Source organism: Pseudofrankia coriaricola (assembly GCF_032027725.1).
Lineage (GTDB): Bacteria > Actinomycetota > Actinomycetes > Frankiales > Frankiaceae > Pseudofrankia.
This window is the reverse complement of the sequence record NZ_JASNFO010000028.1, coordinates 90335-112351: the sequence shown is the minus strand read 5'-3', so window position 1 is coordinate 112351 and position 22017 is coordinate 90335. Positions and strand designations below refer to the sequence as shown.

General features: G+C 72.2%; 20 protein-coding genes, 2 tRNA genes and 1 pseudogene. 11 read left to right on the top strand and 12 right to left on the bottom strand.

The window, feature by feature from the left end:
- Positions 1-2 precede the first annotated feature (2 nt).
- Entirely contained in the window at positions 3-1043 is a 1041-nt protein-coding gene (locus QOZ89_RS16430; protein WP_312624162.1) for a substrate-binding domain-containing protein, read from the bottom strand.
- A 245-nt stretch (positions 1044-1288) separates the two neighbouring features.
- Between QOZ89_RS16430 and QOZ89_RS16425 the strand changes: the two genes are divergently transcribed.
- From QOZ89_RS16425 to QOZ89_RS16415, 3 genes are all read left to right on the top strand, one after another.
- A complete protein-coding gene (locus tag QOZ89_RS16425) occupies positions 1289-2311 on the top strand; it encodes a LacI family DNA-binding transcriptional regulator (protein WP_071049979.1) in 1023 nt (340 codons plus the stop codon).
- Positions 2312-2518: 207 nt separating this feature from the next.
- Positions 2519-2595, top strand: a tRNA-Met gene (locus tag QOZ89_RS16420).
- Between the two features lie 258 nt (positions 2596-2853).
- A tRNA-Met gene (locus QOZ89_RS16415) sits at positions 2854-2927 on the top strand.
- A 94-nt stretch (positions 2928-3021) separates the two neighbouring features.
- On the opposite strand, the gene QOZ89_RS16410 is transcribed toward QOZ89_RS16415, so the two are convergent.
- Positions 3022-4404 carry an aspartate aminotransferase family protein gene (locus QOZ89_RS16410; RefSeq protein ID WP_071050042.1) on the bottom strand — a complete coding sequence of 461 codons (1383 nt, stop codon included), beginning with the start codon at positions 4402-4404 and terminating at the stop codon, positions 3022-3024.
- Positions 4405-4793: 389 nt separating this feature from the next.
- On the opposite strand from QOZ89_RS16410, the gene QOZ89_RS16405 reads away from it, so the two are divergent.
- The gene (locus QOZ89_RS16405) at positions 4794-5282 is read left to right on the top strand and encodes an Lrp/AsnC family transcriptional regulator (protein WP_083418960.1); all 489 of its coding nucleotides are present in this window, start codon (positions 4794-4796) and stop codon (positions 5280-5282) included.
- Positions 5283-5360: 78 nt separating this feature from the next.
- On the opposite strand, the gene QOZ89_RS16400 is transcribed toward QOZ89_RS16405, so the two are convergent.
- Positions 5361-5630: a hypothetical protein gene (locus tag QOZ89_RS16400; protein ID WP_071049980.1), complete on the bottom strand. Its 270-nt coding sequence runs from the start codon at positions 5628-5630 to the stop codon at positions 5361-5363.
- Positions 5631-5873: 243 nt separating this feature from the next.
- Positions 5874-7235 carry an NAD(P)/FAD-dependent oxidoreductase gene (locus QOZ89_RS16395; RefSeq protein ID WP_071049981.1) on the bottom strand — a complete coding sequence of 454 codons (1362 nt, stop codon included), beginning with the start codon at positions 7233-7235 and terminating at the stop codon, positions 5874-5876.
- A 413-nt stretch (positions 7236-7648) separates the two neighbouring features.
- Here QOZ89_RS16395 and QOZ89_RS16390 point away from each other — a divergent pair, with 413 nt between their 5' ends.
- The 3 genes from QOZ89_RS16390 (at position 7649) to QOZ89_RS16380 (ending at position 11170) form a co-directional block, all read left to right on the top strand.
- Positions 7649-9079, top strand: coding sequence for a gamma-aminobutyraldehyde dehydrogenase (locus QOZ89_RS16390; protein WP_071049982.1), 1431 nt, complete (start codon positions 7649-7651; stop codon positions 9077-9079).
- Positions 9080-9201: 122 nt separating this feature from the next.
- Positions 9202-10521: an alpha/beta fold hydrolase gene (locus QOZ89_RS16385; RefSeq protein ID WP_083418961.1), complete on the top strand. Its 1320-nt coding sequence runs from the start codon at positions 9202-9204 to the stop codon at positions 10519-10521.
- A 505-nt stretch (positions 10522-11026) separates the two neighbouring features.
- Positions 11027-11170: a hypothetical protein gene (locus QOZ89_RS16380; RefSeq protein WP_241834383.1), complete on the top strand. Its 144-nt coding sequence runs from the start codon at positions 11027-11029 to the stop codon at positions 11168-11170.
- A 44-nt stretch (positions 11171-11214) separates the two neighbouring features.
- Here QOZ89_RS16380 and QOZ89_RS16375 read toward each other — a convergent pair whose 3' ends face one another.
- From QOZ89_RS16375 to QOZ89_RS16355, 5 genes and pseudogenes are all read right to left on the bottom strand, one after another.
- Positions 11215-11985, bottom strand: a complete 771-nt coding sequence (locus QOZ89_RS16375) for a glycerophosphodiester phosphodiesterase (protein ID WP_071049984.1) — start codon at positions 11983-11985, stop codon at positions 11215-11217.
- A 158-nt stretch (positions 11986-12143) separates the two neighbouring features.
- Positions 12144-13016 carry a histidinol-phosphatase gene (gene hisN / locus QOZ89_RS16370; protein ID WP_312624161.1) on the bottom strand — a complete coding sequence of 291 codons (873 nt, stop codon included), beginning with the start codon at positions 13014-13016 and terminating at the stop codon, positions 12144-12146.
- Between the two features lie 437 nt (positions 13017-13453).
- Positions 13454-14470 carry a ribosome small subunit-dependent GTPase A gene (gene rsgA / locus QOZ89_RS16365; protein ID WP_312624160.1) on the bottom strand — a complete coding sequence of 339 codons (1017 nt, stop codon included), beginning with the start codon at positions 14468-14470 and terminating at the stop codon, positions 13454-13456.
- On the bottom strand, positions 14467-15822 hold the full coding sequence (gene aroA, locus QOZ89_RS16360) for a 3-phosphoshikimate 1-carboxyvinyltransferase (protein ID WP_491723653.1): 1356 nt from the start codon (positions 15820-15822) through the stop codon (positions 14467-14469). Before aroA ends, rsgA begins: the two co-directional genes overlap by 4 nt.
- A gap of 102 nt (positions 15823-15924) precedes the next feature.
- Positions 15925-16446: pseudogene (locus QOZ89_RS16355) on the bottom strand (methyltransferase domain-containing protein); the annotation flags it as partial.
- Positions 16447-17499: 1053 nt separating this feature from the next.
- On the opposite strand from QOZ89_RS16355, the gene QOZ89_RS16345 reads away from it, so the two are divergent.
- The 3 genes from QOZ89_RS16345 (at position 17500) to rsrA (ending at position 19853) form a co-directional block, all read left to right on the top strand.
- A complete protein-coding gene (locus QOZ89_RS16345; RefSeq protein ID WP_312624158.1) occupies positions 17500-18273 on the top strand; it encodes an alpha/beta family hydrolase in 774 nt (257 codons plus the stop codon).
- Positions 18274-18744: 471 nt separating this feature from the next.
- Complete coding sequence (locus tag QOZ89_RS16340; RefSeq protein ID WP_274536557.1) at positions 18745-19566, top strand: sigma-70 family RNA polymerase sigma factor; 822 nt, start codon at positions 18745-18747, stop codon at positions 19564-19566.
- A complete protein-coding gene (gene rsrA, locus QOZ89_RS16335; protein ID WP_071049988.1) occupies positions 19563-19853 on the top strand; it encodes a mycothiol system anti-sigma-R factor in 291 nt (96 codons plus the stop codon). Before QOZ89_RS16340 ends, rsrA begins: the two co-directional genes overlap by 4 nt.
- Before the next feature lie 358 nt (positions 19854-20211).
- Here the strand turns inward: rsrA and QOZ89_RS47385 are convergent, their stop codons facing one another.
- Complete coding sequence (locus QOZ89_RS47385) at positions 20212-20286, bottom strand: 50S ribosomal protein bL37 (RefSeq protein ID WP_369299096.1); 75 nt, start codon at positions 20284-20286, stop codon at positions 20212-20214.
- 123 nt (positions 20287-20409) lie between these two features.
- Positions 20410-21207: a DUF5317 family protein gene (locus tag QOZ89_RS16330; RefSeq protein WP_312624157.1), complete on the bottom strand. Its 798-nt coding sequence runs from the start codon at positions 21205-21207 to the stop codon at positions 20410-20412.
- Positions 21208-21445: 238 nt separating this feature from the next.
- Between QOZ89_RS16330 and QOZ89_RS16325 the strand changes: the two genes are divergently transcribed.
- On the top strand, positions 21446-21673 hold the full coding sequence (locus QOZ89_RS16325; protein ID WP_071050046.1) for a biotin/lipoyl-binding carrier protein: 228 nt from the start codon (positions 21446-21448) through the stop codon (positions 21671-21673).
- Between the two features lie 62 nt (positions 21674-21735).
- On the opposite strand, the gene bsaP is transcribed toward QOZ89_RS16325, so the two are convergent.
- Positions 21736-21996, bottom strand: a complete 261-nt coding sequence (gene bsaP / locus QOZ89_RS16320) for a biotin synthase auxiliary protein BsaP (RefSeq protein ID WP_241841875.1) — start codon at positions 21994-21996, stop codon at positions 21736-21738.
- Positions 21997-22017: the final 21 nt, after the last annotated feature.

Below are 22017 nucleotides of genomic sequence, written 5' to 3'. Positions count from 1 at the left end.
CCTCAGCTGACGGTGCCCCAGCAGATCTTGCTGGCCTCGTCGGTTCCGATGCTGTCGACGCCCGCGGCCGGCTTCTCGGTGACCAGCGCCGCGCCGGTGTCGATGAAGTCAAGGCCCGGCGAGGTGGCCGGCTTCGCGCCGCCCTTGGCGATCTGGGCGATGGCCTCGACGCCGAGCTGGGCCATCTTGAGCGGGTACTGCTGCGAGGTGGCCGCGAGCGTGCCGTCCTTCACCTTGCTGACGCCGAGACAGCCGCCGTCGACAGAGACGATGGTCGCCTTCTTACCCGCCGCCGCGAGGGCCTCGGACGCCCCGATCCCGGCCGGCTCGTTGATCGAGTAGACCAGGTTGATGTTCGGGTTCTTGGCCAGGCAGCGCTCCATGGCGCTCTTGCCGTCGGGCTGGGCGCCGTTGGTCGGCTCGTTGCAGGCGATCGTGTACCCGCCGCCGCTGTAGGTGCCGGCCTTGGCCTCGTCGCCGTTCTTGGTCTTGTCCTTGACGTCGATCCCCATGCCGGTCAGAAAGCCCTGGTCGCGGTTGTAGTCCACGGAAACGATCTTGTCGTTGAAGAGGTCAAGCATCGCGATCACGACGTCCTGGCCCTTCATGGTCTTGGCCGCCCACTGGCCGATGAGCTCGCCGGCCTTGAAGTTGTCGGTCGCGTAGGTGATGTCGACGGTGTCGGCCGGGTCGGGCGGGGTGTCGAGCGCGATCACGTACAGGCCGGCGTCCCGAGCCTTCTTGATCGCGGAGTTCACGCCCGGCCCGTTCGGGGTGATGAGGATGCCGTCCTGGCCGGCCGCGATCGCGTTCTCGATGAGCGTGATCTGGCCCTCCTCGTCACCGTCCTCCTTGCCCGCGCCGACGGTGAGGTCGACGCCCTGGTCCTTGGCGGCCTTCTTGGCGCCCTCCTGCATCGCGACGAAGAACGGGTTGATCGAGTCCTTGGTGATCAGCGAGACCGCGACCGTGTCGGACCCGGACCCGGACCCGGAGCCGCCGCAGGCCGCCGTGGCGGTGACGGCAGACAGTAAGACGGCCACGCAGGCGACTCGGCTAACGCGGGAGCGGACCCGGCCGGACGCCGCGGGTCGGGTGTGGCGGGTTCGGTGCATCGTGGCGACCCTTCTCTCGACTGTCCGGCAGACCTCGGCCCCGGACCAGACAACGTTGTCAGGCGATGGTCATAGCGGGATGGCCCCGTGTCAAGTCTCATATGTCTGGATGCCGGGTATGATTGACAGCGTTGTCGGGACCCGGTACTCCTGGTTCCGGAGGGAGGCCGCGCATGCGCAAGCGCGCCACCATGACGGACGTCGCCGCCTTGGCTGGCGTGAGCCTCAAGACCGTCTCGCGGGTCGTCAACGGCGAGCCGGGGGTGTCGCCCGATCTGGTCGAGCGGGTCCGCCGAGCCGTCGAGCAGCTCGACTACCGGCACAACCTGGCGGCGAGCAACCTACGGCGCGGGGTGCGCACCCAGACGATCGGCGTGCTGCTCCATGACCTCCGTAACGAGTACGCCGCGGAGCTGCTGCGCGTGATCGACGACCATGCCCGGCCGCTCGGCGTCGCGGTGCTTGCGTCGAGCCTCGACGACCACGAGGACCGCGAGCAGGTTCTCGTCCACGACATGGTCACGCGGCGCGTCGACGGGCTCGTGCTGATGCCGGCCAGCCCGGACCAGAGCTACCTGCTCCCGGAGGTCCGAGCGGGCCTCCCCGTCGTCGCCGTGGACCGGCCCACGGCGGGCCTCGCGGTCGACACTGTCGTCGTCGACAACCGGGACGGTGCCCACCGGGCGACCGAGTACCTTCTTGGCCGAGGCCATGTTCGCGTCGCGTGTCTGACCGACCGCGGTCGGCTGTGGACCGCGCGGGAGCGACTCCGCGGGTACCTCGAAGCGATCACGGAAGCTGGCCTGCCCGTCGACGAGCGGATCGTCGTCAAGGACCTGGTTACCGCCGACGAGGCGACGGCGGCGACCCGTGCGCTCCTCGATCTCGCCGATCCGCCTACCGCGGTGTTCGCCGGCCGCAACGACCTGTCGGTCGGCGTGGTCAGGGCGCTGCGTGAGCGCGCCCTCGAGCGCAGGGTCGCGGTCGTCGGCTTCGACGACTTCCCCTTGGCCGATCTGATGAGCCCGGCCGTCACGGTGGTCAGCCAGCGGGTGACCGAGATCGGCGCGACCGCGGCACAGCTGCTTTTCGCCCGCATGCACGGCGAAGCGCCCACGCCACGGACTGTGGTGGTGCCGACCCGGCTCGTCGAGCGCGAGTCCGGGCTGATCCCCGTGCCGGTCACGTTTGCTTGACGGCGGCCCGCGCCAGATCGCGCTCGCGTCCTCCTGGGCGAGCGGGACCAACTCACCGTCACCCCGTCGATGGTGAACGTCGCCGGCCTCACCCCGCTCGACGAGGTCGCCTGCCCGCTGCCCGCGGCCGGGCGAGGCCGCGCGGGCCGGCGCCGCCGCTCGCTTTGACAGGCTCGGCCAGCCGGTGTGTATAGTTTGCAACAATGACGCGGGGTGGAGCAGCTCGGTAGCTCGCTGGGCTCATAACCCAGAGGTCGCAGGTTCAAATCCTGTCCCCGCTACCAGTTTGGTTGTACCGTCGAGGCCGTCCCGGAGAGATCCGGGGCGGCCTTTGACGTTTCCTGAGGGACGCTCGTCCGTGGCCGATCCATACCTCCGCCCCAGCCCGGGTTCGCCGGGGCGAAGCTGCCCAGTTTGGCCAGGTTGGGCTCCGTCGCGTACGGGTCACTCTCCGGGCGGTTGGGTTCGGTGGGGCCAGCTCACGGATCGGACATCCGCTTTGACACCTCCTGGCCACGAGCGTGTATAGTTGCCATTACCGACGCGGGGTGGAGCAGCTCGGTAGCTCGCTGGGCTCATAACCCAGAGGTCACAGGTTCAAATCCTGTCCCCGCTACGAGACCAGGGATAGAAGTAGCCCTGGATGACAAAGGCCGGCGCGATCGCGCCGGCCTTTGTCATTTCCGGGACTGGTTTTCGGGAGGGACGGGTCAGCCGGCCGCTCGGGCTAGGTCGGCGCACATCGCGTCGAGGCTGTCCAGGTAGCGGTCCACGTCGGCGTCGGTGTGCTGGACCGAGAGGGTCCACTCCTCCTCGCGCCCCGGGGCCATCAGCACGCCGCGGTTGGCGTTGTAGAGCCAGGCGAGCTCCGGCAGCTCGGCGTTCTGATGTTCCATGAATGTCGTGTAGTCGCGGATCGGGGCGTCGGTGAAGTGGACGCAGCCCTTCGACGAGATGCCGACCGTGTAGCCCGGGATGCCGTGGCGGGCGAGGATCGCGTCGCACCCGGCGATGAGCCGGTCGTTCAGGCGGTCGAGGTGCGCGTACGCCTCCGGGGTGAGCACGCCGAACAGGCTCGCGCGCGCCGCGGCCATCGTCAGCGGGTTGCCGTTGTAGGTGCCGACCTGCTTCACCTTCCCGGTCGCCACGACCTCCATGATCTCGTCGGTGGCGCCGATCGCCCCGGCCGGCAGGCCCCCGCCCAGCGCCTTGGCGAGCGTCACCATGTCCGGCGTGACACCGAACCGCTCGGTCGCGCCACCGGGAGCGACGCACAGGCCGGTCTTCACCTCGTCGAAGATCAGGACGATGCCGTGCCGCCGGGTGATGTCCCGGACGGCCTCCAGGTAGCCGGGCTCGGGCAGGATGACGCCGAGGTTCATCATCGCCGCCTCCATGATCACGCAGGCGGGCTTGCGGCCCTCGTCGATGAGCCGCTCGATCCGGCGCTCCATGGCCGGAGCGTCGTTGAACGGCACCGGGACGGTGAGGTCGACGACCGCCTCCGGGATGCCGGCGCCGTAGCCGAGCGAGTTCATGTCGTCCGCCGGGCCGATGTCGGCGTAGGGAGCGCCGATCGAGACCATGACGTAGTCGTGGTGGCCGTGGTACGAGCCGAAAATCTTGACGATGGTCTCCCGGCCGGTGAGCCCGCGCGCGATCCGGATCGCGTCCATCGTCGCCTCGGAGCCCGAGTTGACGAAGCGCCACTGCGGCAGCCCGAACCGGCGGGCCAGCTCCTCGCTCACCACGACGGCGTCCTCGGTCGGCATCGCGAAGTGGCTGCCCAGCGCGACCCGTTCCGAGACGGCGCGCACGATCGCCGGGTGCGCGTGGCCCTGCACCATCGAGCCGAACGCGTTGTGGAAGTCGGCGTACTCATTGCCGTCGACGTCCCATACCCGCGACCCGCGCCCATGGGTGAGGTAGATCGGCCATGGGTCGCGTTCCTGGTAGGACGACGGCACCCCTCCGGTCATGGTGCGCAGCGCGCGCTCGTGCATCGTGCCGGAGCCGGGGGTGGCCGCCTCCAGCCGCGCCTCCTCCCGCCCGGCGAGGTCGGCGGCCCGTTCGGTGAGTGCCGCCGTCGAGATCCTCTCGGCCGGTTGGTTGCGTGTGTCAGCCGTGGTCACGGCGGCCTCCCGGGGCTCGCGATGGGCAGTTCAACGCTGGAAGCGTAGCCCCCAACCCCGGTTTGCGATGGAATCCGTCGAGATAATCCCTTCTGATCATCGCATCACGGCCGAGATCGTGCGGTCATACGATGGCGGGTACTGTCGGCCGGCATGGCGCCGCGAATGGTGACCGGCTGGACGAGAGGTCGCCCGGCGGCTCTGTCGCGTGCCTTGCCGTCATGCCCGTCGGGGACGGGGTGACGTTCCCGCTGCCGGGTTCCATCGGGTCCAGCGGTATCCGATAACAGCCGTCAGGATTGTGGTCATCGGTGGCCAGGATTGGTGGCGAGGAGGAAGTGGAGGAAGCGGTGCAGATGCGCAGGGCGTCGGGTGGTCGCTCCTCGTCCGAGCCTCTGCTGGACGACGTCAACAAGGCGATCATCGAGCAGCTCCAGCAGGACGGCCGGCGGTCCTACGCGGCGATGGCGGCGGCGGTGGGGCTGTCCGAGGCCGCCGTGCGCCAGCGGGTGCAGCGGCTGCTCGACGCCGGGATCATGCAGATCGTCGCGGTCACCGACCCGTTGCGGGTGGGTTTCAAGCGTCAGGCGATGATCGGCGTGCGAGTGATCGGTGATACGAGGGAGGTCGCGGACGCGTTGTCCGCGCTGCCCGAGGTCGACTACGTCGTGATCACGGCCGGGTCGTTCGACCTGCTGCTGGAGATCGTCGCCGAGGACGACGAGCACTTGATCTCGCTGGTCAACGACCACATCAGGGCGCTTCCCCAGGTCAGGGAGACCGAGACGTTCGTCTACCTTCGCCTGGTCAAGCAGACCTACACCTGGGGCGTCCGCTAACACCCGCAGATGGGCCTTCGGCCGCCTGGACAGCAGCGCCGCGGTTGCCGGAGGACGCCGTTCAGTGCCGGCTTGCCCTCAACGAGGGCGTGGTGGGGTGCGCCAGCCGCCGGGGGCGGTCGGGTCGATGGTGTCCGCGGCGGCGAGGAGTGCCTGGGCGAGGGCCCGAGCCTCGGTTGGGCCCAGGTAGGCGACCGCGAGCGTGTCGAACATCGGGGAGACCAGGCGAAGCAGAATGACGGGCCCGTTGTCGCGGCCCGCTGGCGGTTCCGGCCGGACTGTGATCTCAGAACCGCCGAGGCGGGTCACCAGGATGTCATCGGCTGGTTCACGTCCGACCTGAGGCATGGGCCGTCCCATCTACCCGGGCCGGCTGACATCCGGCCACCGCGCTCTGTCGGACTCCTGAAACCACCCCCTGGTTGTGTATCGGTTGATTTTTGCGACTATTCGGCACGTTCGCCCGAGATCTCCCGCCGGTGCGGGGGAGCCGGTGCGACGAGGAAGCCGACCGACACCGCGACCAGCATCAGGTGAAACGAGTTGAGGCTGGTGCACCGGGTGGAGGCCGCGATCCGCGGTGACGAGCCGTCAGTGGCCGGTGAGACGATCCACGGCCTTGCCAAGGTGGGACGGCCGGCCGGTGCGGTTCTCCCGGGCGTCGGCCGTCGCGGCGCCGAGACGGCCGGCATTGACGCCGAGCCACCGCAGCGGTTCGGGCTCCCACGGCCGGGTCCGCCGGTTCACCCAGGGAAGCCTTGTGTTCGGCGTGTCCAGGCCCGCGACCAGCTCGGCGAGCGTCCGCCCGGCCAGGGCGCTCGCGGCGACGCCGTCGCCAACGTAGCCACCGCCGCTGCCCAGACCCGTGGCCGGGTCGAAACGCACCGACGGGGCCCAGTCGCGGGGCACACCGAGCGGGCCGCCCCAGCGATGGGTGATCTCGGCTCGCGCCGCCGCCGGGAACAGGGTGCCGAGGGTGCGGCGCAGGTGTTCGAAGACGGCGTCCTCATGGTCGAACGACGGCTTGATCCGCGAGCCCAGGTGGTAGGGCGCTCCCCGGCCGCCCAGCACGATGCGCCCGTCGGCGGTGCGCTGGGCGTAGATGATCAGGCGGCGGGCGTCGTTCAGGGTGAACCGCTCCCGCCAGCCGATCTCGTCCCAGGCCGCGGCCGGCAGCGGCTCGGTCGCGATGACCAGCGAGTAGATGGGCACGAGCTCGCGGCGGTGGCCGGCAAACCGGGGCGTCCACGCCTCGGTCGCCCGGATCACCGCGTCGGCTCGGACCGTGCCACCGTCGAGCTCGACGAGCCCAGGGGCGATCGCACGCGCCGGCGAGTGCTCGAAGACGGTCACGCCGCGCCGCTCGACCGCGTCCGCCAGTCCCCTGACCAGCTTCCCGGGGGACAGCGCGGCGCACTCCGGGTCGAACACACCGCCGAGCGCGCCCGGGATGCGCACCCGCGCCGCCACCTGGTCGGCGTTCAGCCAGCCGCGGCCCTCGGCACGCAGCCTCGCCTCCTGCGCGGGCGTGGTGGCCAGGCACAGGTAGCCGTCCTTGGCGAAGTCGCAGTCGATGCCCTCGGCCGCGGCGACCGCTCCCACCTCGTCGACGGTGGCGGCCAGCGCTGGGCGCAGCTGGTCGGCCATCGAGGCGACCGGGAACAGCGCCGAGCACCAGCCGCCGTTGCGGCCGGACGCGCCGAATCCGGCGACCTCGCTCTCGACCACGACCACGCGCCTTTCCGGGGCGAGCGTGGCCAGGTGGTACGCGGTCCACAGCCCGGTGAACCCGGCGCCGACGACGCACACGTCGGCGCGCAGCTCGCCGCGCAGCGCGGACCGTGGCGTCACCGGGCCCAGGAGCTGGTCGGCCCACAGTGAGGCCGGCAGCGCCGTCGACGGGCGCGCCGGGCGCCGGCGTATCCGCTGGACGATCCGGCTCGCGTCAGCCACCTGCCCTGCCTACCCTTCGGAACGGGGCGCGCACCGGATCCTGTCCGGTTGGCGCGGCCGGACGGAGGTGCGATCCGTGTTCTACCTCGGAACTCTGGCGCCCTTCGGCGGCGGGACCGGCTGCGGCCTGGGGCCACCGCATCGTGTGGGCCGTCCGTCACCGCGTCCCGACGACCTTCGGCCGCGCGATGGGCGACGTGCTCAGCGACATCTATCCGAGCGTGGTATCCGTGCCCTAGTGTGCGGGCAACTGCCGTCTTCGACCGTACTTGCCCGGTCCGAAGACGGCATCCGTAGGTCCGTCACGTTCTCGCCGCCGCGCGGCCGCGTGCCGGAATCCGGAATGTGGTGGAGTCTGAGCCCGGCGGATGTGGGGACCGCGGAGGGCTGACGTCGGGGACGGGAGAGGGTGGATGGGCACGGTTCTGGGCAACTTCATCGGCGGCGAGCACGTGCCGGCGGCCGACGGCCGAACGATGCCGATCGTCGACCCGTCGACCGGCGAGCAGTACGCCGAGGCGCCGCTCTCGGGCCCCGCCGACGTGGACCGCGCCGTCACCGCGGCGGCGGGCGCGTTCGAGTCATGGCGGGACGCGACGCCGAGCGAGCGCGCCCGCGCCCTGCTGAAGATCGCCGATGCGATCGAGGAGCGTGCCGACGACATCGTCGCGGCCGAGAGCCGCAACACGGGCAAGCCCGTCCAGCTCACCCTGGACGAGGAGATCCCGCCGTCGGCCGACCAGGTCCGGTTCTTCGCCGGTGCCGCGCGGCTGCTGGAGGGCCGCGCGGCCGGGGAGTACATGGCGGGGCATACCAGCTATGTACGGCGCGAGCCGATCGGCGTCTGCGGCCAGGTCACCCCGTGGAACTACCCGTTCATGATGGCGATCTGGAAGATCGCCCCCGCGCTCGCGGCTGGCAACACCGTCGTCCTTAAGCCGTCGGACACCACCCCGGCGAGCAGCCTGCTGCTGGCCGAGATCGCGGCCGAGTTCCTGCCGCCGGGCGTGCTCAACGTCGTCTGCGGCGACCGTGACTCCGGGCGGGCCCTGGTCACCCACAAGGTGCCAGCGATGGTCTCGGTGACCGGCAGCGTCCGCGCCGGCACGGAGGTCGCCAAGGCCGCGGCGGACGACCTCAAGCGGGTGCATCTGGAGCTCGGCGGCAAGGCGCCGGTCGTGGTGTTCGACGACGTCGACCCGGTGCGGGTGGCGGAGGGGATCGCCGGCGCGGGCTACTTCAACGCCGGCCAGGACTGCACCGCGGCGACGAGGGTGCTGGCCGCCCCCGGTATCTACGACGACCTCGTCGCGGCGCTCGGCGAGGCCGCCCGCGCCACCCACATCGGCCCGCCGTCGGACGCCGAGGCCGCCTTCGGGCCGCTGAACAACGCGAACCAGCTCGCCCGGGTGAGCGGGTTCGTCACGCGGGCGCCCGCGCACACCGAGGTCGTGGCGGGTGGCGTGGCGGTCGATGGTCCGGGGTACTTCTACCCACCCACGGTCATCGCCGGCGTACGTCAGGACGACGAGCTCGCCCAGCAGGAGGTCTTCGGGCCGGTCGTGACCGTGCAGCGGTTCTCGGACGAGGACGAGGCGGTGCGATGGGCCAACGGTGTCGAGTACGGCCTGGCGTCGAGCGTGTGGACGTCGGACCACGGGCGCGCCATGCGGGTCACCCGTCGCCTCGACTTCGGCTGCGTGTGGGTGAACACGCACATCCCGATCGTCGCGGAGATGCCGCACGGAGGTTTCAAGAAGAGCGGTTACGGTAAAGATCTCTCGGTCTACGGGCTCGAGGACTACACCCGGATCAAGCACGTCATGCATAACCTCGAGTTCTAGGCCTCGCGGAGGCGCTGCCCCCAAGGTCCGCGAGCGACGTCGGCGCGGTGCCGGCGGAGTGCACGGTCTGCTCCTCCCGCGCACCTCCGCCAGTCCTCAGGGGCACGGAGGCGGTGGTCGCGATGCGGGTGGATGGGACGGCCGGGCCCGAAAAACGTTCCGGTGGCCACGGCGCGTCGGGCCGTGGGGCGTCGTCAGGTGGCGGTGGCACCGAGGGGCCCGGCGGCGCCAAGCTGGAGGGCGCGGCAGCCACCAGGGCGGGTGAGCCGCGGAGCGGGCGGACGAACCAGCGGTCGCAGCGGTTCGTCACGCTGCACGGCTATCGTCGCGCCTACCTGCGCGCCGGGCGTGGCCCGGCCGTGCTGCTCATTCACGGCATCGGGGACAGTTCGGCGACCTGGAAGCCGGTGCTGTCCAGGCTCGCCCGCAGGCACACGGTCATCGCGCCCGACCTGCTCGGCCATGGCCTGTCCGACAAACCACGTGGCGACTACTCCCTCGGCGGGTTCGCCTGCGGGATGCGTGACCTGCTGACCGTGCTCGGTATCGACCGGGTCACCGTGGTTGGGCACTCGCTGGGTGGCGGTGTGGCCATGCAGTTCGCCTACCAGTTCCCCGAGCGCTGCGAGCGGCTGGTGCTGGTCGGTACCGGCGGCGTCGGGCCCCAGCTGCACCCCGCCCTGCGGCTGGCGGCCACTCCGGGCGGGGAGGCGCTGCTTTCGCTGCTTCGGCTGCCGCCGGCCCGCCTCGCCGGCCGGGGCGTGTTCGGTGCGCTCAGTCTGCTGGGGGCCGACCTCGGCCGGGACGCGGCCGATCTCGGTCAGGTGTTCGACGCGCTGACCGCGCCGGGCGCGCGGGCGGCGTTCCTGCGCACGCTACGGGCCGCCGCGGACTCCCGCGGCCAGGCGATCACGATGCTCGACCGCTGCTACCTGGCGCAGGGGATGCCGACGCTGATCATCTGGGGCGAGCACGACGCCGTGATTCCGGTCACACACGCCCGGATCGCCCACGAGGCGATGCCTGGTAGCCGGCTGGAGATCTTCCCCGACGCCGGCCACTTTCCCCACCACACCGACCCCGATCGGTTCCAGGCCGTCCTGGAGGACTTCCTCGCCACCACCCGCCCGGCGAGCCATTCGGCCCGCAAATGGCGCGCGCTGCTGCGCTCGCGCTCCCTGCCACCCGGCGAGCCCCTCGCGGGTGCGGTGGGCACGGACTCGACGGCCCCGGCCGGCCAGGGCGCGGCCACCGACCGCCCGGGGGCGCTCGGCGGCGGGACGCGTGGCGCCCGCGGCGCGCGTGTGGGGACCGCCCGGGCGGCGCAACGGCCGGCGAAGCCCGGTCGACCGGTGGAACGGACCGAACCGGCGGAATCGGCGGAACCCGCGGCGAGAACGGAGCACACCGAGCTGCTGGGGCGTTTCTACAAAGCGGGATGAGTCCGCGCCCGGGCGGGCAACGTGCTGTCCGAAGGAGTCGTGGTGGCTTTCGGTGGCGTCGACAAGCAAGGCGGCGGTGACCCAAAGATGAGTGGATCATGTCTCCCACCCGGTCGGCGGTGGCATGAGTGTCCGAACGGGTCGGACCGCGCGGGCCCGGCCGTATCGGGCGCCGCGCGCCGGTCGGCGATGCCCGTGGCCCGTGGTGGTCAGCTACTGGTAAGGCCAACGCCAGTGACAAGCGGCACGGGTAAGTTCCACATTTAGTCTCCAGGAAGCGCTACCGTAGAGTTAGGCCTGTCGGCCACCGGCAATCTGACCAATGTTGGTGACCAGTCCCGGCGGCAAAGCTGGTGACGAGGCTGGCGACGAGGGACGGTGCGAGCCGCCTTGTTCGCCGAAGGGGTTATGTGGACACCCCGATGGACTATTCGGAGGTCGATCCTTGGCACGCCGTGCACGTCTCAGCTGGCCGGATGAACGCCGGGGGGCGAGTGAGGTAGTGGTGACGCGGTTCGATCCGGGCCGCGGCTGGACCCTCGAGCAGGCTCGCGACCTGGTACGCCAGGGTTACTCGGTGGATAATGTCGCGGAGCGGACTGGCTTTCCGTCGCAGATGTTGAAAGTCGCGGCCGTCGACGAGGACTGAACCTAGCCTGTCAGATTGCCGATGCCGATTTGCGAGGGTTAGGTTCAGCGCCCGACGGCGTGTCTTGCGGTGACGGTCACGAGACGGTCGACGTGGTCCGAGTAGACGGCGTCCAGGCCGTAGCCGAGCAGCCGGGCGAGCGTGGCTGGGCGCTGCGCGTCCCAGCCGAAGGCCAGCAGGCCGTGGTCGTGCAGCACTTGGGCTATCGGGGCGGTGGGCGCCACCCACTCCCGGGAACGCAGATTTAACGCGGTCACTCCGGCGGCACGCAGTTCGTGCGCGTAACGGCCGATTCCGCCGGCCGCCCGGACCTCGCGCATCGACGTGGAGTTGACCAGGCGCACATCGGGGTCGAGCTCGCGCCAGACGCGCAGGCTACCCAACGGGCCACATATCCACAGGCGGCGTGGCGCGTCCGCGCCGGCCGCCCGCGCCACGGCCAGCACCGCGGCCACGGTGGCGTCGGCCGCCCTGCCCGCCGGCGTCTTCACGTCCAGGCTGAACTCGAAGCCGGTGCCGAGCGCCCGGTAGAACGAGGACAGCGTCGGCAGCCAGCTCGGCAGCGCGTCGGCGGGCAGCGCCGTCACGTCACGGCGCAGCCTCGGCGGCCCATACACCCCGTCATGATGCAGTACGGGCACTCCGTCGGCGGCGAGCCAGGCGTCCGACTCCAGCCCCGTCGCCCTGTTCGCCAGCGCGCGGGCGAAGGCCGCCAGCGTGTTCTCCCGCTGGTACCAGGCGGGTGCCCCCCGGTGCGCGAACCCGATCGGCCCGCGTCGGGCGGTCGGCACCGGGCCGACGTCCGGGCCGTCCATGCGTCACCGTCCATGTCGTCGCTCTCACCGAGCGAAGGTTGGTGCCGAGGGGCCGCGGAGCGGCCCTGGCGGGAGCGCCGGGCGCGGGCCCGCCGGCCGGCGCGCGGGGCTGTCGGCGACCACCCCGCCGATCGGTGAGGCGGCCCGACGGCACGCCGTCAGCGCCTGGAGCCGCTCGTCACGAAGGAGGCCAGCGCCGCCTCGTGCAGGTGGCCGTTCGTCGAGAGCACCGTGCCGTGCCCGGCCCCGCGCCGGCCGCGCAGGTCGGTGAACCGGCCGCCGGCCTCCTCGACGATGACCTGCAGCGCGGCGAGGTCCCACAGCGAGACGACCGGCTCGGGAGCGACGTCGACGGCGCCCTCGGCCACCATCATGTGCGACCAGAAGTCGCCGTACGCCCTGGTCCGCCAGACCTGGCCGGCGAGGTGGAGCAGCTCGTCGAGGCGCCCACGCTCGGTCCAGCCCTCCAGCGAGGCGAACGACAGGAACGCGTCCTCCAGCCGGGACACCGAGGACACCCGCAGGGCCCGGGTGTCGCCGGTGGCGGTGCGGGTGAACGCGCCGCCGCCGCTGGCCGCCCACCACCGCCGGCCCATGGCCGGGGCGCTGGCGACGCCGACGACCATCTCACCGTCCACCTCGAGCCCGAGCAGCGTCCCCCAGACCGGGACGCCCCGCACGAAGTTCTTGGTGCCGTCGACCGGGTCGAGGATCCAGCGCCGCTGGGCGTCGCCGGTCAGCCCCTCCTCCTCGCCGAGCACCGCGTCGTCCGGACGGGCCACCGCCAGCCGCTCCCGGATCATCGACTCGACGGCCGTGTCCGCGTCCGACACCGGGGTGTTGTCCGGTTTTGACTCCACCCGCAGATCCACCGCCAGGAACCGAGCAAGCGTGATCTTGTCGGCGGCGTCCGCGAGACTCAACGCCAGGGCAAGGTCGTCGGCCGGCGTGGGCCAGCCGTCCGCGGCCGGCTCGGTCGCCGAACCGGAGTTGGTGGCGGAGTCGGCCGCCGCCGGGTCAGACAGCTTCACGGCTGTAGAGCCTACGGTTCCTTTCCTGCCGATTCTCCTTCCCCACAGGTCGCCAGTACCGGGGTCGAGACCGATCGGCCAGGTGCTTCGAATCGGTGGCCGGAGGCGATCCGCGGGGACCCGCGGACGGGGGTAGACCTTGAAGCGCGGCGGATCTCGGCCTGTGACGGTGGTGAGCAGGTCAGAAAGTAGACCGTGAAATGGAGGCGGGGTCACCCGCGGCCGTGGCGAGCGGGCCAGAAGGCGGACCTTGAAATGAGACGGGTCTCACCCGACGACGGCTGGGCAGAAAAATGAGAGACAGCTCTCATCCCTCCTTCCCCACAGATCGCCCATGTCTGGGGCCGGGCGGATCTGTGAGGTGCTGCCAGTCCATGGCTGGAGGCCGATCCGCGGGGACCCCGCGGGCAGCTAGGCCGGGAAGAGGGGGGTAGTCCTCATCCGCCCCGGGCAGCCAGGAGGCGGCGCAGGCTGGTGAGTCGGGCGGGGTCGGCGTGGCCGTCGCGGGCTGCCTGGTCCAGGGCGCAGTCCGCGAGGCCTTCGGCGTGGGTGCAGCCGGGGGGACAGTTGGCGGCGGCTTCGGCCAGCTCGGCGAACGCGGCGAGCACCCTGGCCAGGCTGACCGCCCCGAGCCCGAACGAGCGCACCCCCGGGGTGTCCACCACCCAGCCGCCGCCGGGCACCGGCAGGGCCACCGCGGCCGACGAGATGTGCCGGCCCCGACCGGTCACCGCGTTCACCTCGCCGATCTCCCTGGCCGCGTCCGGGACGAGCCGGTTGACCAGGGTGGACTTCCCGACCCCACTGTGACCGAACATCACACTCACCCGGTCGGTGATCAGCGCCCGTAGCTCGGCGGGGTCGACGTCCGGGCGGCTGGTGACGATGGTCACGCCGAGCGGCCGGTACAGGTCGCGCAGCTCCTCGTCGCCCGCGAGGTCCGCCTTGGTCAGGCAGAGCACTGGGTCGAGACCACCGTCGTAGGCGGCGACCAGGCAGCGGTCGACCAGGCCGGTACGCGGCGGCGGGTCGGCGAGCGCCGTCACGATGATGAGCTGGTCGGCGTTCGCGACGATCGGCCGCTCGGTCGGGTCGGTGTCGTCGGCGGTGCGCCGCAGCACGCTGGTGCGCTCGGCACGGCGCACCATCCGGGCGAGCGCGCCCGGATCGCCGGACACGTCACCGACGAGCGCCACCCGGTCGCCGACGACGACCGGCACCCGGCGCAGGTCCCCGCCCCGGATCGCGGCGACCACGGCGCCGGCGAGGTCCGCCTGGCCGTCCGGCAGGGTGCGCCGGCAGCTGTAGCGGCCCCGGTCGACGGCGACCACCACCGCGTCGACGGCGTCGGCATGCTCGGGGCGCTCGCGGGTACGCGGCCGTGAGCCGCGCCCCGGGCGGGTGCGGACGTCGTCCTCGTCGAGGTCGCGCCCGCTTCGTCGCGCGCCGCTCATCCAGTGTCGCTGGAGGCCAGGTGCGGGCCGGCGAGCATCGCTGCCCACATGGCCGGGAACTCGGGCACCGTCTTGCCCGTCGTGGCGATGTCGTCGACCGTCACCCCCGGCACCGCGAGGCCCACCACGGCGTAGGTCATGGCGAGCCGGTGGTCGGCGAGCGGGTCGAGCCGCGCCCCGCGCAGCGGCGCCGGCCGGATGGCCAGGCCGTCCTCGGTGACGGTGATGTCGGCGCCGAGCCGGCCGAGCTGGTCGGCGAGCGCCCCGAGCCGGTCGGTCTCCTGCAGCCGCAGGTGGGCGATCCCGCGCAGGCGGGACGGCGAGTCGGCGAGCACGGCCAGCGCGGTGAGGACCGGGGCCGCCTCGCCGACGTCACCGAGGTCGGCGTCCAGGCCGCGCAGGCCGTCGCCGGCGCGCACGCGCATGCCCGCGGGCGTCCGCTCGGCGCGCGCGCCCATCTGCTCCAGCAGAGCGGGCAGCATGCGGCCGGGCTGCGTGGTGACCTCGGGCCAGTCCGGGATCAGGACGTCCCCGCCGGTCGCCACCGCGGCGGCGAGGAACGGGGCGGCGCTGTTGAGATCCGGCTCGATCGCCCGGTCGTAGGCGCGCAGCGGGCCGGCCGCCACCCGCCAGGTCGGCGGCTGGCCGGCGGCGGCCGCCACGACCTCGACCGCCGCACCCGCCGCCCGCAGGTCGGCGACCGTCATGTCCAGGTACGGGCCGGAGGGCAGCCGGCCGCCGACGTGGCGGACCTCGACGCCCCGGTCATAGCCCGGCGCGGCCAGCAGGAGGCCGGAGATCAGCTGGCTGGAGCTGGAGGCGTCGACGGTCACCGGGCCACCGGGGAGGCGGCCCTGGCCATGGATGGTGAACGGCATCGCGTCGCCGTCGATGGCGGCGCCGAGGCGTCGCAGCGCGTCGAGCAGTGGGGTGAGCGGGCGCTCGCGCATCCGTGGGTCGCCGTCGAAGCGCGCGTCGCCGCGGGTCAGCGCGGCGAGCGCCGGGGTGAAGCGGGCGACGGTGCCCGCGTTGCCGCAGTCGACCGCGGTCGGGCCGCCGTCAGCGGAGCGCGAGCCGAGACCGCCCCGCACCACCCATTCCGTGCCCATGGCGACGGGAGAGGACTCCGTGTCCACCTCGATGCCGAGCGCCCGCAGCGCGCCGGCCATGAGCAGCGTGTCCCGGGAGCGCAGCGCGCCGCGCAGCCTGGAGACGCCGTCCGCCGCCGCGGCCAGGATCAGGGCCCGGTTCGTCCCGGACTTCGAGCCGGGCACCCGCACCACGGCCCGCACCGGACCGCTCGCGGTCGGCGCTGGCCACGGGTCGGCCGGAACACGTGTCGCTGTCGTCACGCCCTCTAGCATGCCCTCGCCCCCGCACTGATTCGCGGGCCGGTCCGCGGGTTCGACGGCTGCCCGACGCCTGAATGTGGGCGAATCGGCGCAGGCCGCGATCTAGCTCGGTCTTCTCGCGGAGGCGATGAGGTGGATACCGATGGACTCGCCTTCGCGCTCCGCGGCGAGTTCGACCTCGGTGCGAACCAGAGTGGGGAACGAGGACATGTCCGCTGACAGCGCCCGCTTCACCGCCTCGACGGACAGCACGGTGCGCGGCCGGACCCAGTCGACCTCCAGGCCGGCGCTCGTCAGCACGGCCTTGAGCTCCTCGGGCCAGAAGCACCGGGTGATCGTGCCGTCCTCCGCCGGGACGAGCACGACGTCGGCCCGTGGCACGTCGGAGAGCTCGGCCCAGCGGTGCTGCTCGGCCAGCCGGGCCAGGCCCAGCAGCAGCGAGTCGACGCACAGCAGCAACTGGCCGCCCGGCCGCAGCAGCCGGTGGATCTCCTCGAGGGTGCTCTCGGTGGCCAGGCAGAACGACAGTGCCCGTCCCTCGGCCAGCACCGCGTCGAACGACGCCGGCGCGAACCAGTCGAGGCTGCGGGCGTCGCCCACCACGCTGCGCAGCGCACCAGGCGGACCCCCGCCGGGCTGTTCGCCCGCGCGGCGCGCGCCGGACGCTGTCCTCGTCATCGCCTGCGAGGACGGCACCGACCGGCCGCGGCCGAGGGGCGGCGCCTGGCCACGTGCGCGCTCCCTGGGCCCCCCGAAGTCCCTGGGGCCCCGACCGGATCGGCCAAGGCCGGGACTCCCGCCGGATGGGCGAAGCCCGGCGCCCCCGCCGGATCGGTGCCAGGGTTCCTCCCAGACCGGTGCCAGGGTTCCTGCCGGGTCGGCGCCGGGATCCCTGCCGGATCGGCGAAGCCGATCGGGCAGGCCTGGAAGCCGGTCCGGGAAACCTGTTGGGAGGTCCGCGATCTGGGAGGTCTGCTGGGAGTCCGGCGATCTGGGAGTCCGGCGATCCATGAGGTCCGCCGGGAGGTTCGTGACCTGGGCGGCGTCACCGACGACGCGGATGACCTGGTGACCGGCCGCCACCATCTGCCGGGCGAACCGGTCACGCTGCCCGGAGACGTCGAGCACCCTTGACGGCGCGCCCGGCAGCCACTCGCGCAGCTGGACCGAGGCGACCTCGTCGTAGAACGACCAGTAGGGGTCGTCGCTGCCCGCGGGCGCCTCGCAGACCACGGTGGGTGCGAGGGGGCGACGAAACTCCGGATCACCAAGCTCAGGATCGGCGCCGGGACCAGAAAGCATGAACCATTCCTACCCTTCGAAGGGCCGCGATGCGAGGCATGTCACAGACCAGGGGCGGAAGCCTCAAACGTCGGAGGGTTTGCGGTCATCCTTCCTCCTGCCGCGCAGTGCACGGGCGGCGGGACCGCCCGTGATGTCGCGGGGAGGGCTTCGGTGGGGCTCACAGCACAACCTGATCTCATGACTCGAACCGTCGATGGCGCGACGCCCCGAGGTTGCTCCCAGAGCGGCGGAATCCGGGGTTCCTCCTCGATCGGCGAGGCTGATCCGGGAGGTCTGCCGGGAGGTCGGCTGGCAGGTCCAGCCACCCAGATCGCTATGGCCACATCCGCCGCCGCGCAAACCCCTGTTTCTGTGGACGGCGGACGGCTGCTCGTGGTTCCCGGTGTTGGCCAGCAGCTGGCCGCCAGTGCCGGCGGCGCGGCCGGCGGCACCGATGGCACACCGGTGGTGGTGCTGCTGCATGGCGCCGGGTCCGGCACCGACACGCCGCTGCTGCGGCGCCTGACCGAGCTGCTCGTCGTCGCGGGCGTCACCGTCGGCCGGCTGGAGATGCCCTACCGGGTCGCCGGCCGCAAGGCGCCCGACCGCCCGGCGCGCCTCGACGCCGTGCTCATGGCCGCCGTCGCGGCGCTGACCGGGGGTGCGCCGCCCGCCGAGGGCGCGCCGCGCCGGCTCGCGTTGGCGGGCGCGTCCATGGGTTCCCGGGTCGCGGTGCGCACCGCGAGGGCGGTCGGGGCTCGTGCGGTGCTGGCGCTCGGGTTCCCGCTGAACCCACCGCCCCCCCGGCCATCGCTTCGCGAGAGCCCGGGGACCCCTGCTGCCCCCCGGCCATCGCTTCGCGAGAGCCCGGGGACCCCTGCTCGCGACCGGCCCTCGCGCCAGGTGGAGCTGTCCGGCGCCGGCGTGCCGGTGCGCGTCGTCCAGGGAGAACGAGACTCCTTCGGCAGGCCAGAGCCCGATCCGCGGCGCGGCGTCGAGGTGGTCGTCGTGGCCGGCGCCGACCACTCGTTCAAGGTCAGGGTCCGGGATTGCCGTGCCGCCGAAGAGGTGATCGAGGAAGCCGCCATGCTCGGGGCGACCTGGCTGCTGCAGCGGCTGGACGTGCCCTCCTCGCCCGCCGGCGGCTCGGGGAGGCCGGTCTCGTAGCTTTCCCAGGCCCGCCTTCGACCGGTGGTCCCGACCAGGCCTGTCCAGGCCCGTCGTGGCCGTGACGGCCGGTCCGGCCGAAGCGCCGCCCGGACGACGGCGAGTCCTAAGGAGGCCCGGAGGCCTCCGGCCCGCCCGGTCAGGAATTCCTCGGGCCTGTCCAGGGATCCGCTCCAGGGATAGGGATCCACCCTGAGCGGTCGCTCAGGAATCCGGGTCCGGTGGACCTGGGGAATCCCGAAGACGGCCAGGTGGTTGGCTGAGACGGAAGCCAAGGTCACGGAGGTCAGATTGACGTCTGAGAGCCAGCTGCGCCGGCCTGCCGCCCCGGCGGGGATGATCGGCGGTACAGGCCCATGGGCGGCCCGCGAGGTCGGCTCGTGGACGGGCGTACCTCCGCTGAGCGGGGTATCGTCACCACGGAAGGCCAGTGACAGCCGTTCGGCGCAGCCGATCACGCGATGGGAAGACGTGGCGGGCCGTGAGGCCCTGAAGGGCGACGTCCCGGCGGGCGAAGGCACGACGGACGAGAATCCGTCGGCGGCCGGCGACATCGCGACGACGGCGACGACGGCGGGCGGCCGGCGGACCAGCACGGTTGTTGACGTTCAGTCAGCTTCCCGGGGGCCCGCGACGTCGGCCGGGGAGGACCGCCTCCCGGGCCACCCGAGCGGTGAGGGAGTGATCCTGGTCGACGAGACCACCGAGGAGCGGGGCGCGCGATTCGAGCGTGACGCCCTTCCCTACCTCGACCAGCTGTACGCGGCCGCGCTGCGGATGACGCGCAACCCGGCGGATGCCGAAGATCTTGTTCAGGAGACCTTCGTCAAGGCGTTCGCGGCCTTCCACCAGTTCCAGGAGGGCACGAACCTCAAGGCCTGGCTGTACCGCATCCTCACCAACACCTTCATCAACAACTACCGGAAGCGCCAGCGCCAGCCGCTCCAGAGCCCGACCGAGCAGGTCGAGGACTGGCAGCTCGCGGAGGCGGAGTCGCACACCTCGACGGGTCTCAAGAGCGCAGAGATGGAGGCGCTCGAGCACCTGCCAGACAGCGACATCAAGGAAGCGCTCCAAGCGCTCCCCGAGGACTTCCGGATGGCCGTCTACCTGGCCGACGTGGAGGGTTTCGCCTACAAGGAGATCGCCGAGATCATGGGCACGCCCATCGGCACGGTGATGTCCCGGCTGCATCGAGGCCGGCGCGGCCTGCGCAAGTCGCTGGAGCAGTACGCCAGGGAGCGCGGGCTGGTTCCCGCCGGCTCCCCTGGGAACGAGGGCGGTGCCTCGTGAGCTGCGGCCACCCGCACGACATCGACTGCCGCAAGGTTCTCGACGCGGTCTTTCTGTACCTCGACGGAGAGTGCGACGGGACCCAGCAGAACCTGATCCGCGCCCACCTCGACGAGTGCTCGCCGTGCCTGCGCGAGTTCGGCGTCGAGCACGAGGTGAAGCTGCTGGTGGCGCGCAAGTGCGGCGGCGACCGGGCCCCCGACTCACTGCGCGCCAACCTGCTGGTCCGCCTGCGCGCCGCGCGGGTCGAGGCCGACGCGACCACCAGTGAGCTGAGCGCCGAGTAGGGCAGCCAGGCGCCGCGCGGAGCGCTGCCGGTGCCGGGCCGCCTTCGGCCGCTGAACGCCCTCCCCGGGTTTCTGCCCGGGTCGAGTCGAGGCGTATGACAGCGCCGGCATGATCATCCATCGGCGAGCCGGCTGGGCTGGCGGCTCCGGCCGCGGAGCGCGCCCCTGCTGGGCCTTACGGGCACCGCCAGGCCCAGCCGGCCTGCCAGCGGCGGCCTTGGCGCCCCTGCTGGGCCTACGGGCACCGCGCTTCCCAACCGGCCGGCCGTCGAGCAACGCTTGACGCTTGTGCCCGCTCGGCGGCCAGGCGGTGGGAACCCCCATGAGGGCCGCACTGCGGGCCGATGGGGGGCGTCTGTCAGGTGTTGGGGCGCTTGCCGTGGTTGGCCTTGCTCTTCGCGCGGGCGCGCCGCTTACGCTTCTTCTTCGCCATGCCGCGACCTCCTTCCCTTGCCTGTCGCCGCCTTGGGCGGCGGGCGCAGTGCGCCCGCCGTCGAACGCTTCGCGTCCGACAATGTAGCCCGGGGTGGGTGCGGCAGGCTGGGGACCCGCCTGATCACGGGCCGGTCCCGCGGCCGGGTTCCTTCGTGACGGACGTGGCGGTGGACGTTCCCGAGGAGGAGGACGCGTCCGCCGGGCGCCCGGCGGGCAGGGCCGCCGTCGGTCGACGGGGCCGGCGAGTGGCGGCGGGGGAGCCGTCGCGGTCTCCCCGAGCGTCCGCGTCCGCGTCGTCGGCCGAGCCGTCTTCGTCGGTCGTCGCCGTGGCTCGCTGCCGCTGGCGGCGCCGGCGGGCGCGTTCGGCCCCTCGGGCGCGCAGCGTCCGGTTCGCCCGTACGGGCGCGAGCCCCGCGAACAGCGCCACGCCGGACACGATCAGCACGTCCCCGGCGCTGAGCACCGACGGAGCCACCCAGAAGGGAAACGGGATCACGTCGCCGAGCACACGCAGCCGGGTGTCGTCGCCCGCGAGCGTGTAGTACCGCGAGGACGCCACATCGTCCCGCTCAACCCCGGCCGAGCTGATCGCCGCCGTCGAGACCGGCATCTGGCCATGGTTCGCGCCGATCACCGCCGCATTCAGCGCCAGCCCGAAGAACAGCAGGAATAGTCCGGGAACCCGCCGGTTCGCCGCGGTCAGGGCAGCGGCGAGTGCGGCGGCGGCGATCCAGCCCACGGTCCGGGCGCTGTCCACAAGCGCGGCGATGACCAGCGCCAGGACGATGCCCGCGGCGAGCCAGCCGAGCCGTACCCGGATGCGTCCCAGGGCGTCGAGGGTCCCTCCGCGCAGTCGGGCGACCAGCAGGCCGATCAGCAGGGCGAGGACGAGAAGAACGAACACACCTGTAGTTTGCAAGCCAAGGCACTTCCACCGCTTCCGTGGGGTCCCGCCCGACCTTCGCCACGCCGGCTGGGCTCGCCGCGAAGCGGTTTTGCGATGGCGCTCCGCGACATCCGACGCCTGAAACGGTCTAGCGGCGTCAGCCGACTACGCTGGCAGACGGACCGGAGAGCCGGTGACGTGGGCGGCCCGGTCAGCTGCCGGATCTCTGGTGATGTGCGCGACGCGCACTGTGCCCCCCGAAGGGATGACCATGGCCGAGGAAGTCCGCGCCGAGATGGTGGCGAACGTCTGGAAGGTCGTCGTGGGGGTGGGAGACCCTGTCGGCGCCGGAGACGCGTTGGTGATCCTCGACTCGATGAAGATGGAGATCCCGGTCATCAGCGAGGACGGCGGCACGGTGGCCGAGATCGCCGTCCGGGAGGGCGACGTCGTCCAGGACGGCGACCTCATCGCGATCGTGGAGCCGACCCCGGCCTGAGGGCATGGGCGGCCTCCGCCGCGGGCTGGGGTCCTCGGTGGATCCCCGCCCGCGGCCGCTCGTCAGCTGGCGGTGACGCCGTGTTCCGCGCAGCGAGCCGTCCAGCCGGTGGGAACGACCTGGACGACCAGCCTGCGCCGGCAGGTGGGGCAGTAGCGCGGTGGTTCCAGCGCGCGCGCCGCCGCGCAGCGATCATGGGAGCCCGTGGCCGCCGGCTCGCCGCAGCGGTCGCAGTAGCCGACCGGCGCGACCTGAACCGCTCCTGCTCGGTACGGCGAAGGGCCGTCGTGGGGGCCTGCCACCTGGTCCTCGTTCCTCGTCACTGTCTGGTTCCTCCGCGGTCG